10 protein-coding genes are annotated in these 13195 nt (G+C 38.9%); 9 read left to right on the forward strand and 1 reads right to left on the reverse strand.

Going from position 1 to position 13195, the window contains the following annotated elements; translation table 11 throughout:
• Positions 1-16: 16 nt before the first annotated feature.
• Positions 17-151, reverse strand: coding sequence for a 50S ribosomal protein L34 (rpmH, locus tag UE46_RS00005; protein WP_036084822.1), 135 nt, complete (start codon positions 149-151; stop codon positions 17-19).
• A gap of 618 nt (positions 152-769) precedes the next feature.
• On the opposite strand from rpmH, the gene dnaA reads away from it, so the two are divergent.
• The 9 genes from dnaA (at position 770) to UE46_RS00050 (ending at position 13192) form a co-directional block, all read left to right on the forward strand.
• Positions 770-2128, forward strand: a complete 1359-nt coding sequence (gene dnaA / locus UE46_RS00010; RefSeq protein ID WP_036061011.1) for a chromosomal replication initiator protein DnaA — start codon at positions 770-772, stop codon at positions 2126-2128.
• A gap of 254 nt (positions 2129-2382) precedes the next feature.
• Positions 2383-3528 (forward strand): DNA polymerase III subunit beta, encoded by a 1146-nt coding sequence (gene dnaN / locus UE46_RS00015; RefSeq protein WP_036061013.1) that lies wholly within the window; start codon positions 2383-2385, stop codon positions 3526-3528.
• Positions 3529-3634: 106 nt separating this feature from the next.
• Positions 3635-4981 carry an MATE family efflux transporter gene (locus tag UE46_RS00020; RefSeq protein ID WP_036061014.1) on the forward strand — a complete coding sequence of 449 codons (1347 nt, stop codon included), beginning with the start codon at positions 3635-3637 and terminating at the stop codon, positions 4979-4981.
• 48 nt (positions 4982-5029) lie between these two features.
• On the forward strand, positions 5030-5524 hold the full coding sequence (locus UE46_RS00025; protein ID WP_036061015.1) for a GNAT family N-acetyltransferase: 495 nt from the start codon (positions 5030-5032) through the stop codon (positions 5522-5524).
• Between the two features lie 123 nt (positions 5525-5647).
• On the forward strand, positions 5648-5866 hold the full coding sequence (gene yaaA / locus UE46_RS00030) for a S4 domain-containing protein YaaA (RefSeq protein ID WP_036061057.1): 219 nt from the start codon (positions 5648-5650) through the stop codon (positions 5864-5866).
• A gap of 22 nt (positions 5867-5888) precedes the next feature.
• Positions 5889-7001, forward strand: coding sequence for a DNA replication/repair protein RecF (recF, locus tag UE46_RS00035; RefSeq protein WP_036061017.1), 1113 nt, complete (start codon positions 5889-5891; stop codon positions 6999-7001).
• Positions 7002-7052: 51 nt separating this feature from the next.
• Positions 7053-8993, forward strand: a complete 1941-nt coding sequence (gyrB, locus tag UE46_RS00040; protein WP_051492933.1) for a DNA topoisomerase (ATP-hydrolyzing) subunit B — start codon at positions 7053-7055, stop codon at positions 8991-8993.
• A gap of 209 nt (positions 8994-9202) precedes the next feature.
• Complete coding sequence (gene gyrA / locus UE46_RS00045) at positions 9203-11716, forward strand: DNA gyrase subunit A (protein WP_036061019.1); 2514 nt, start codon at positions 9203-9205, stop codon at positions 11714-11716.
• Positions 11717-12127: 411 nt separating this feature from the next.
• Positions 12128-13192, forward strand: coding sequence for an ABC transporter permease (locus tag UE46_RS00050; RefSeq protein WP_118907318.1), 1065 nt, complete (start codon positions 12128-12130; stop codon positions 13190-13192).
• Positions 13193-13195 lie beyond the last annotated feature (3 nt).

Raw genomic sequence — 13195 nt, forward strand, 5'->3', positions numbered from 1 at the left:
AGTCGTTTTCAGTGGTCTACGCAGATAAAACTTTTCTTCCTTTACGACGACGACTAGCTAAAACTCTACGTCCGTTTTTAGAACTCATACGTTGACGGAAACCATGTACTTTTTTTCTTTTACGTTTACTTGGTTGATATGTTCTTTTCATTAATTACACCTCCTAATAAGGGTCTACTACAAATTTACTCGTATAGACAGTCTTAGACATTGTACAGAAATATACGAGATTTGTCAATATACTTCCTAATAAAGCAAAATATAAAAACTCTATCTTCCATAATACCATATTTTCAAACTGATATATACCCATTCCTATGATTTTTTTTAACTATTTTATTCTGTGGATAACGTGAAATATAATCAAAAAGCCCTAAAATAGCTCTATTTTTGTGGATAACTATCGATATTCACTAAAAGTTATGCACAATTAGGGGGTAGTTAACCACAGGTGCTTGTGGATAACTAAAATACTCTTATTTTCTTATACAGTCCTAGTTCACAAGTTATGCACAAGCTCATATCCTGTGGACATCTTTTTTCAACATCTTCATAACTTTGTGGATAGAATTTGAAATCCCTTGCGATTGTGATGTTTTTCTGATATTATATCAATTGTCGAATAGAAAAATATTTGGGGATAACATTATTTATCCACAGTTAGCTTTTGCTTTGTGGATAACTTCTAAACAACCCCTGTATAACTTTATCCACGGCTTTAATCCTCTGTGGATAACTTTTACGTCTATTTAAAAAGGGGGGAATACTAGTGCAAACAATGGAAGACATATGGAACGAAACCTTACGCATCGTCAAACAAAATATGAGCAAGCCGAGTTATGATACTTGGATGAAATCTACCACCGCTCATTCGCTTGAAGGAAGTACATTTATCGTTACCGCTCCAAACAATTTTGTTCGAGATTGGCTTGAAAAAAGTTACTCGCAATTTATCGCTAATATCCTGCAGGAAATTACGGGAGAAAATTTTGATGTCCGCTTTATTGATGGTGAGCAAGATGAGGTATTTGATAATTACATTCCGCCAAAACCGCGTAATTTAGAAGATGAATTGGATGAAGAAAATTCCAAGCATATGTTAAATCCACGTTATGTTTTTGATACTTTTGTCATTGGTTCTGGAAATCGTTTTGCCCACGCAGCTTCACTCGCAGTAGCGGAAGCACCGGCCAAAGCGTATAATCCACTCTTTATTTATGGTGGCGTTGGTCTTGGAAAAACGCATTTAATGCACGCCATCGGTCACTATGTTTTAGAGCATAAAACCAACGCAAAAGTGATGTATCTTTCTAGTGAGAAATTTACAAATGAATTTATTAACTCTATTCGAGAAAATAAAGCAGAAGAATTTCGGAATAAATATCGTAACGTCGATGTACTATTGATTGATGATATTCAATTTTTAGCTGGAAAAGAAGGAACGCAAGAAGAATTTTTCCATACATTCAATACGCTTTACGATGAGCAAAAACAGATTATTATTTCAAGTGATCGCCCGCCAAAAGAAATTCCAACCCTTGAAGATCGCTTACGTTCGCGCTTTGAGTGGGGTCTCATCACAGATATTACACCACCAGATTTAGAAACAAGAATCGCGATTTTGCGCAAAAAAGCAAAAGCTGATGGACTTGATATTCCGAATGAGGTTATGCTTTATATCGCGAACCAAATTGATTCGAATATTCGTGAGCTTGAGGGTGCACTTATTCGCGTTGTTGCTTATTCTTCTCTTGTGAACAAGGATATCAATGCTAATTTAGCTGCAGAAGCGCTGAAAGATATCATTCCAAATTCCAAATCCCATGTGATCCGAATTCCTGATATTCAAGAAGCAGTCGGCGAATATTATCACGTTCGTTTAGAAGATTTCAAAGCAAAAAAACGGACGCAAAGCATTGCCTACCCTAGACAAATCGCGATGTACCTATCCCGAGAACTAACCGATGCTTCCCTACCAAAAATAGGAGAAGAATTTGGTGGACGCGACCATACAACAGTTATTCACGCACACGAAAAAATTTCGCAACTGCTGAAAATAGATCAGAATTTAAAAAATGACCTGGCGGAGATAGAGAAAAATTTGAGGAAACCTAAGAATTTGTTCTAGAACTATAAATGGAATACATGCTCTAAATCAGCAAGTAATGTCTCAACAACTCTGTGGATACTGTGGATAAGTTGTACACACTTACCAACAAGTTATCAACATGTGGAAAACTTTGCGGTTCATAGGCTACAACCTACTTATCCACAAATCCACAGGCCCTATTACTATTACTACTATTTTTTTATTAATTAATTAAACATATTTGGTTAGAAATGCTATACTTAGAAAAAGAAATTAAAGATGGGGGAATTCTCATGAAATTTGTAATTCAGCGCGATCGTCTTGTTCAAGCGGTAAACGAAGTAACGCGTGCTATTTCTTCAAGGACTACTATTCCAATTTTGACGGGAATTAAAATCACTGTAAATGACGAAGGTGTCACATTAACTGGTAGTGACTCAGATATTTCTATTGAAGCATTTATCCCTTTGATTGAAAATGATGAAGTTTTAGTCGAAGTTGAAAATTTTGGCGGTATTGTTCTGCAAGCTCGTTATTTTGGTGATATTGTTCGTCGTTTACCTGACGAAAACGTTGAACTGGAAGTAACAACAAACTATCAAACCAATATTCGTTCTGGTCAAGCCTCGTTTAATCTTATCGGACTTGATCCTGCAGAATATCCTAAATTACCGGAAGTTACTGCTGGTAAAAGTATTCAAATTCCTATTTCAGTACTTAAAAATATTATTCGCCAGACCGTTTTTGCTGTTTCTGCGATTGAAGTTCGTCCTGTTTTAACTGGTGTGAACTGGATTATTAAGAATAATGTCTTAACTGCTGTTGCAACGGATAGCCATCGTCTTGCCTTGCGCGAAATTCCACTTGCAACGGAAATCGATGAGGAATACAATATTGTGATTCCTGGAAAAAGCTTATCTGAACTAAATAAAATTTTAGATGAAGGTACAGAATCAATCGAAATGGTACTTGCTAACAACCAAATTTTATTTAAACTCAAAGATTTGCTGTTTTATTCGCGCTTATTGGAAGGTAGTTATCCTGATACATCGAGGCTTATCCCTACTGAAACCAAGTCTGATCTAATTATTAACGCAAAATCATTTTTACAGGCGATCGATCGTGCTTCCCTACTTGCTCGTGAAAATAGAAATAACGTGATCAAATTAATGACGTTAGAAAATGGTCAAGTGGAAGTTTCCTCGAATTCTCCTGAGGTCGGAAATGTTTCGGAAAAAGTATTTAGCCAAACCTTTACTGGTGAAGAATTGAAGATTTCGTTTAACGGAAAATACATGATGGATGCTCTGCGTGCCTTTGATGGTGCCGATATTCAGATTTCATTTTCTGGAACAATGCGTCCGTTCGTATTACGTCCAAAAGATGCTGAAAATCCAAATGAAATTCTGCAATTGATTACACCTGTTCGTACGTACTAACAAATTACTTGCCCGCTCAGTGAAAATTGGGTGGGTTTTTGTGTTTGATGCAATACATAGTTTAGAGAAATGGAGTCTGGGCCATTAGTTTGGAAGGAGTTCTGGCATGATTAAAGATATGACCAAAGGAAATCCGACAAAAACCATTTTTTATTTTGCGATGCCGATGCTGCTTGGGAATTTATTTCAGCAATTTTACACGATGGTTGATGCAATGATTGTAGGAAAATTTGTTGGTGTGAATGCGCTTGCTGCTGTTGGAGCGACAAATGCGCTTAACTTTTTCATCATCTCGCTAGTAATTGGCTTGATGAGTGGGGTTTCAGTTGTTGTGGCGCAATATTTTGGATTTCAGGATTATCATAAATTAAAACAAGTTATTGCCACTGCGAGTATTATGATTGTTGCGGTATCAGTGGTTTTGACGGTTATTGGAATTTTACTCGCTAAACCGTTATTGCTTCTTTTAAGAACGCCAGCGGAAATATTAGATGATTCCCACCTTTTCCTGACGATTTTATTTATCGGGATTTTGCCAATGGGGCTTTATAATGGGGTTTCGGCGATTTTGCGGGCACTCGGAAATTCAGTGACACCGCTTTATTTTCTTATCCTTTCATCACTGCTTAACATCGCGCTAAGTTTTTGGTTCGTTGTTGGATTTAATTTAGGAGTTGGCGGTGCAGCTGGAGCAACCGTTGTCAGTCAGCTTGTCGCTGCCATCCTGTGTATTATTTATGCTTATCGGCATGTCCCTTTTATGCGTTTGAAAAAGCAAGATATTCATTTTGATCTGCTGATTTTTAAAGAAATTTTCCGGATTGCTTTTCCATCGGCGCTGCAAGGTTCCTTTATTTCGATTGGAAATATGGCGATTCAAGGCTTGATTAATAGTTTTGGCGCGACGGTTGTAGCTGCATATACCGCGGCGAGTCGGATTGATTCGCTCACATATCAGCCAGGAATTGCTTTTGGTGCGGCTTCTTCGATGTTTGCTGGTCAAAATATGGGTGCTGGCAAAATTGATCGCGTGAAACAGGGCTTTTGGTCTGGGATAAAAGTAGTTACCGTTGTTAGCTTAGCGATAACTGTATTAGTACAGTTATTCGCGCACCAATTTTTAACATTGTTTTTAGACAGTTCTGCCACGGAAGCTTTATCTATCGGAACAGGTTATTTGAAAATTGTGTCACTTTTCTACGTTGTCGTCGGCATTTTATTCGTTGTTCGTGAAACATTGCGTGGAACGGGTGATGCGATTGTGCCGCTTTGGATGGGAATTTTTGAGCTAGCATCTCGACTTGCAATTGGCTTTATTTTATCTCAATTTTTAGGGTACATGGGCTTATGGTGGGCGACTCCGGTGGCTTGGGTAAGTGCTACGCTGCTTGGACTTGGGCGTTATAAGTCGGGGAAATGGATGCGAAAAGCTGTTATCAAGAAAGATCTATAGTAGAATAAGAAGTGGAATATAGAAAGTGAAAACAAAGGAGTAGAAATAATGTTTATAAGAAAACTACCTTTAGAAAAATGGGAAAAAGCCTCGGAATTAGGTGTTTTTAGGGAACAAAAGGCGTATGTAGATTCTGTTGCGGATTCTTTAATACGGATTGATGATGAACCGGAAGATTCGAATATCGTCTATAATCCATACGGTGTTTACTCGGAAGACGATTTGGTCGGCTTTATTTTGTATACGTATGAGGAAGATTCCAAGGATAATCATTGGATATCTGGCTTCTTGATCGATAAAGATTATCAACATCAAGGTGTCGGACGTCGCGCTTTGGAACAATTAGTTGATTTTGTATTTGTGAAGAATCCGGAAAGTATTGAAGTGAAGTTGAGCGTGTCTCCAGAAAATTTAATTGCGAAGAATTTATTTTTATCCGTCGGGTTTAAAGAAGCTGGTTGGAAAAAGGAAAATGAAGATGTTTTGTGCTTTAAGAACAAAAACCCGCTGAGAAGCCCCATATTTATTTATAAACCAAAATAATATCCCCCTCCTAGTTTTGATAAAATCGGCTAAAAAACGCATATATAAATAATTTCGTTGTGTTCTGGCTGATTTTCTAGTAAAATAGAGGAATAGGGCTTATTAAGATTGGACGTGAAAAAAATGGCGGAAAGTATTAAAATCAATACCGAATATATTACACTTGGGCAACTGCTTCAAATGATGGACGTTATCTCGAGCGGCGGCATGGCGAAAGCTTTTTTAAGTGAAAACATGGTGTATATAAACGGAGAAGAAGATAATCGTCGCGGTCGTAAATTACGAAACGGTGATGTAGTCTTAGTTCCTGGTGAGGGTAAAATCCAGATCCAACAAGGCTGATCAAAGAAGGATAAGGGATTATATGCATTTAGAGAATCTAGTATTGCGCCAATTTCGCAACTATAAAGAACAAGAATTGACATTTGATAACAAGGTCAATGTTTTTTTAGGCGAAAACGCGCAAGGTAAGACGAATCTTTTGGAAGCTATTTTATTACTCGCAGTTGCGAAATCACATCGAACGACAAATGATAAGGATTTCATCAGTTGGGATGCCGAATCTGCAAAAATTGAAGGTCGCGTCGAAAAACATGGGCAATCGGTTCCACTAGAGCTAACGCTGACACAAAAAGGCAAGAAAGCTAAGGTTAACCATTTAGAACAGAAGAAGCTAAGCCAATATGTCGGGAATTTGAATGTCGTCATGTTTGCACCAGAGGATTTGTCGCTTGTAAAAGGTGCGCCGGGTGTGAGAAGACGCTTCATCAATATGGAAATCGGCCAAATGCAGCCGGTTTACTTGCATGATTTGAGTCAGTATCAACGCATTCTGCAACAACGCAATCATTTTTTAAAGCAAGCGCAAATCAAGCGCAAACACGATCCAACGATGTGGCAAATTTTAACCGAACAATTTATTGAAGTTGCGGTAAAGTTAACGAAGCGTCGGGCGGATTTCATTGAAAGGTTGGAGCAATTCGCGGTTCCAATCCATTTTGAGATTTCGCGTGAACTGGAGAATTTGAAATTAGAATACAAGCCATCTGTGGAGCTTGAGGGTTCGAGTATAGCGGAATGGCAAGCGAATTTATATAAAAAAATGGAATCTATCGCTCAAAGAGAAATCGATCGAGGTGTTACGCTGATTGGCCCACATCGAGATGATCTCTTCTTTTATGTCAATGATCAAAATGTGCAGGTGTTTGGTTCGCAAGGCCAGCAGCGCACAACGGCTCTTTCTGTGAAACTTGCAGAAATTGATTTGATTTTTGAAGAAACGGGCGAATATCCTGTATTGCTGTTAGATGATGTGCTTAGTGAACTAGATGATTTTAGACAATCTCACTTGTTGGCCGCGATTCAAGGTAAGGTGCAGACGTTTGTAACAACGACAAGCATTGATGGTATAGATCATCAAACGCTGAAGGACGCGACGACATTTTGGGTTGAAAAAGGTACGGTAACAAGGAAATGATATCAAAATATAGTTTTGTAAACGGATAAAGAAAGCGCGGTGGAATGTTAGATGTCTGAGGAAAATATGACTAATGTAAATGAAAATGCGTCGGAGTATAGTGATGATCAGATTCAGGTTTTAGAAGGTCTAGAAGCTGTTCGTAAAAGACCTGGTATGTATATCGGTTCTACTAGTCAACGTGGTTTGCATCATTTGGTTTGGGAAATTGTTGATAACAGTATCGATGAGGCATTGGCTGGTTTTTGTACGGAGATTGAAATTACGATTGAGAAAGATAACAGCATCACGGTACGCGATAATGGTCGTGGAATTCCAACTGGAATCAACGAAAAAATAGGTCGCCCTACAGTTGAGGTTATCTTCACAGTATTGCATGCTGGTGGTAAGTTTGGCGGCGGTGGCTACAAGGTTTCTGGTGGCTTGCATGGTGTTGGTGCGTCTGTAGTTAATGCCCTATCAACAAGCCTTGAAGTACAGGTTCATCGTGACGGCACTCAGTATTACCAACGTTTCGAGCGTGGCGATGTAGTAATGGACTTAGAGGAACGTGGAGAGTCTGATTATCGCGGAACGATTGTTCATTTTACGCCAGATCCAGAGATTTTTAAAGAAACGACGGAATTTGAGTACGATACACTTAGAACGCGTACGAGAGAGCTTGCTTTCTTGAACCGTGGTTTGCAAATTTCTATTGAAGATAAGCGTGAGGGACAAGAGCAACGCCAAGATTATCATTATGAAGGCGGAATTAAGTCTTACGTGGAGCATTTGAACAAATCTAAAGAGGTTATTCATGATGAGCCTATCTACATTGAGGGTGAACGTGATGGCATCATGGTGGAAGTTTCGATGCAATACAATACTGGTTTTTCGAGCAATCTGATCTCATTCGCGAATAATATCCATACGTATGAAGGTGGAACGCATGAATCAGGCTTCAAAACGGCTTTGACACGTGTTATTAATGATTATGCGCGCCGTAACAAGTTGTTCAAGGAAAGTGATGATAACTTGTCTGGTGAAGATGTGCGTGAAGGTCTGACAGCGATTATTTCGATCAAGCATCCGGATCCACAGTTTGAAGGTCAAACAAAAACGAAGCTCGGTAACTCCGAAGCGCGTACAATAACGGATAAGCTGTTCTCTACGGCTTTAGATAAGTTCTTAATGGAAAATCCTACGGTCGCTAGAAAAATCGTTGACAAGGGCGTTGTGGCGAGCCGTGCGCGTCTTGCAGCGAAGCGAGCACGTGAAGTGGCACGTAAATCCAGTGGTCTTGAAATTTCGAGTCTGCCGGGTAAACTGGCCGATTGTTCTTCGCGAAACCCTGCTATCAGCGAACTTTATATCGTAGAGGGTGACTCTGCTGGTGGTTCTGCTAAGCAAGGTCGTGATCGCTTATTCCAAGCGATACTTCCAATTCGTGGTAAAATTTTGAACGTAGAAAAAGCGCGTTTAGACAAAATTTTGGCGAATGAGGAAATTCGGACGATTTTTACCGCGATGGGAACTGGTTTTGGTGGCGATTTTGATGTTGCGAAATCGCGTTATCATAAATTGATTATTATGACCGATGCGGATGTTGATGGTGCGCATATTCGGACGTTGCTGCTGACGTTATTTTATCGCTATATGCGTCCTTTGGTAGATGCTGGGTATATTTATATCGCGCAACCACCGCTTTATCAAATTAAGCATGGTAAAACGCAAGAGTATGTCTACAGTGATAGCCAGTTGGAAGATTACTTGGCGACTTTAGATACGGATACGAAATATGGTATTCAGCGCTATAAAGGTCTAGGTGAGATGAATCCGGAACAATTGTGGGATACAACGATGAATCCAGAACACCGTACATTGCTTCAAGTAAATATTGATGATGCGATTGCGGCGGATGAAACGTTTGAGATGCTTATGGGTGACAATGTGGAACCGCGTCGTAAGTTTATTGAAGAGAATGCGCAATACGTCAAAAACCTCGACGTCTAATCTCTCAGCGCACCAGCAAACGCTCCGCTTCGGTACTCACTTTTGCCTAGGAATTAAGCATTTGCTGGCGCGCTGAGGTTTCCCGTTTCAAGTCGGGGGACAAGAACAAGACAAGGGGTAAGAGATTTAATAAATAATTATATTTCCCGGGAAATAATGCGGGGAATACATATCATATGTGTTGTAATTTGAAGGAGGTTTCTTGAAAAATGTCAGAAACACCAGAGTCAAGAGTGACGGAAATCAATTTGAATAAAGAAATGCGTACTTCTTTTCTAGATTATGCGATGAGTGTTATTGTTGCTCGTGCTCTTCCAGATGTTAGAGATGGCTTGAAACCTGTTCATCGTCGTATTTTATATGCCATGAATGATCTTGGTATGACGTCTGATAAGGCTTATAAGAAATCAGCGCGTATTGTTGGTGAAGTTATCGGTAAGTATCATCCACATGGTGATACGGCGGTTTATTTCACGATGGTTCGGATGGCGCAAGATTTTAGTTACCGTAATATGCTTGTTGATGGGCATGGTAACTTCGGGTCTGTCGATGGAGATATGGCGGCTGCGATGCGTTATACAGAGGCTAGAATGTCCAAAATTTCGATGGAACTTTTGCGTGATATTAATAAAGATACAATCGATTATGTTGATAACTATGATGGTTCAGAGCGTGAGCCTAATATTTTGCCAGCTCGTTTTCCTAACTTGCTTGTCAATGGTTCCTCAGGTATTGCGGTTGGGATGGCGACAAATATTCCAACGCATCATCTTGGTGAGGTTATTGATGGTGTTCTCGCGTTAAGTCATGATCCTGATATTGAAATTCGTGAATTGATGGAGTATATTCCTGGTCCTGATTTCCCTACTGCTGGGATGATTATGGGACGCTCTGGAATCCGTCGTGCATATGAAACTGGTCGTGGTTCTATCACGCTTCGTGCTCGTGTAGAGATTGAAACGAAGAGCAATGGTAAGGAAACAATTGTTATTACGGAGCTTCCGTACCAAGTGAATAAGGCGCGTCTGCTTGAGCGTATTGCTGAACTTGCGCGTGAGAAGAAAATTGATGGTATTACATCAGCAAATGATGAGTCTGATCGTACTGGTATGCGGATGGTTATCGAGGTTCGTCGTGATGTTAGTGCTAGCGTTATTATTAACAACTTGTATAAAATGACAGCTCTTCAAACGACTTTTGGTATTAACATGTTGGCGCTGGTTGCGAATCATCCAAAAGTGCTGAACTTGAAAGAGATCTTATATCATTATTTAGAGCATCAAAAAATCGTTATTCGCCGCCGTACGGAATTTGAACTGCGTAAAGCTGAGGCTCGCGCACATATTCTTGAAGGTTTGCGAATTGCTCTTGATAATATTGATGCAGTTATAAAATTGATTCGTGCTTCGAAAACAGCAGATGTTGCCAAAGAAGGTTTGATGACACAATTTAATCTTTCTGATAAACAAGCACAAGCGATTCTTGATATGCGTTTGCAACGTTTAACAGGTTTGGAACGCGATAAAATTGAAGACGAATTTAATAGTTTGATGGCTCTTATCACAGATCTAAAAGAAATTTTAGGAAATGAAGAGCGCATTTTAGAGATTATTCGTGAAGAACTAACGGAAATCAAAGAGAAGTATGCTGATAAACGCCGTACAGAAATTTTGGCGGGTGATTTGGTAAGCTTGGAAGATGAAGATTTGATTCCTGAAGAGGAAGTTGCGATTACACTTACGAATAAAGGCTATATCAAGCGTTTGCCACTTTCTACTTATCGTAGTCAGCGCCGTGGTGGTCGTGGTGTGCAAGGAATGGGCACGCATGAAGATGATTTCGTAGAGCATCTTGTTGCTACGAGTACGCATGATACGCTGCTATTCTTTACGAATACTGGGAAAGTTTACCGCGCGAAAGGGTATGAAATTCCTGAATATAGCCGTACTGCAAAAGGGATTCCGATCATTAACTTGCTAGGAATTGAGAGTCAGGAAAAAGTGAATGCCGTGATTAACTTGCGTGAGTTCACAGATGATCAGTACCTGTTCTTTACAACAAAACTTGGCGTCGTGAAGCGTAGTACGTTAACGCAATTCGCGAAAATTCGTCAAAGTGGTTTGCGTGCCGTTGAACTTCGCGAAAATGATGAGTTGATTTCTGTTCAAATGACAGATGGTAGCAAGAAAATCATCATTGGAACGAAATTTGGCCAATCGATTTACTTTGAGGAAACGGATATCCGTGTCATGGGTCGTACAGCGGCTGGTGTGCGTGGTATACGCCTTCGTGAAGACGATGAGGTTATTGGTATGGAAATCCTTGAAGACGACGAGAAAGTGCTTGTCGTGACGGAGAAGGGCTATGGCAAGCAAACGTTAGCTGCACAGTATCCGCTTCGTAATCGTGGCGGTATGGGTGTTAAAACCGTAACTATCACGGAGAAAAACGGAAATCTTGTCGCTCTTAAAACCGTAACTGGCGAGGAAGACTTGATGCTGATGACTATTGGTGGCGTTCTGATTCGCTTCTCAGTTGGAGATATTTCACAAACCGGCCGTAGCGCAATGGGTGTGAAACTGATTCGCCTTGATGATGAGGAATTTGTTGCAACAGTAGCAAAAGTTCCGAAAGAAGAAGAGGACGAGTTTGTGGATGAGGAAGATGATGCGGTGGAAACAACACCAGTTGAAGATGTAGAGAATGATATAACAGAAGAATAATTTTAGGTGGATAGAGTAAGTATCTGGATATACTGGATACTGCTCTATTTTTGTTTGAGTCTGACCTATGTGTACTACAGTCCCCATTAAAAAATGAATATTCATGTAAAATAATAAATGAACCAATTTCATAATTCAAAAGCGTTGCGGCACAGTGACTTTCAGAACGTCAAAAAAGTCTACCTCCCATGTCATTCATGTGAATACCATAAAATCACTAATGCGAGGTTTTCAAATCTCTTTGCCTGAGCTATTTCAAAATAAAATGGATTATTATTCCTTCAAAAACAAAAGCGGAGTTATGAAATTGATTCAAATATATATATCGACTTGCTCATAAATTAACAATAGTATATAATACAAATAAATACCTGTATTATATTTCTAATTAGAGGGATTTGGAGGACACATATGCATACTATAAAAAAAAATAAATTTTTATTATTTGTTCTTATTATACTATTTTTAGTAGCCATTCAATTTATTAATTATAATGACCGTATGTATTTTGTCACGAAGCATCAGCAGAATTTATATGAAGGACCTATTAGCTCTATTGATTTCACCAGAGATAGGAATGATACGAAAGTTGCTTATTTAGAAAAAAAGAAAGCGCTATATAAAGAGGTGTTAAATAAATTCGATGCTACTATTTTTCAAGAAGAGGCAAATATAAATAATCAAAGGATGGAGCTCCTAATGGTTCCTTCCAAACAAGTACAATATTTTAATTTTCCAATTTTGAGGGGGAAATCTATTTTAAATTATACAAATAAAGTAGCTCTAGTTGGAAAAAATGTAAGGAATAAATTGGCGAATAAGGAACGTATAGATATCAATGGGATCATGTATAAAGTCATTGGTACTTTAGGAGCGAAAGGCGTAATAAATGGATCTTTTGATGCTAGTATTGTTATTCCTTATGAGGCGTATGTACCTGATGAGTATAGTTATACAAGCGCTGCGAATAATATTTCGGTGTACGGCACTAACAACAATGATGCAGTAATAAAGATCGTCCAACCCTATTTCAAAAATTACCAAGAAGGTGTTGATGTAGTTCAAATTTTAAATATGAAAACGAAAGATTCTGAGACATTGATGATTGGGATGAAGAATTTCTTGTTTAGCATGTTTATTATGTTGTTCATTTCGGTTATTATGCTTTCTTATTTTTGGATTGAAGAACATAGGATGGAGTTTGCTGTTAGAAAATTGGTTGGTTCAACAAACTTATCACTGTTTTGGAGGACATTGAAAGAAATGATTGTGATCGCATTGCTTGCATTTGCTATAGGGAGTTGTGTACATATGCTAGCGATTTTCTTTGATTTACCATTTTTAAACCAAGTGAGACTGAATTTTTATCCGATATTCTTAATATATAGTATTCTATTTGCAACAACTTTGGCAGCTTTACTTTCTCTTATTTTTAGGAGAATTAGTGCAGTTGAGTGTGTAAGGGAGAGAATGTAAGTT

This window comes from Listeria weihenstephanensis (assembly GCF_003534205.1).
Taxonomy (GTDB): Bacteria; Bacillota; Bacilli; order Lactobacillales; family Listeriaceae; genus Listeria_A; species Listeria_A weihenstephanensis.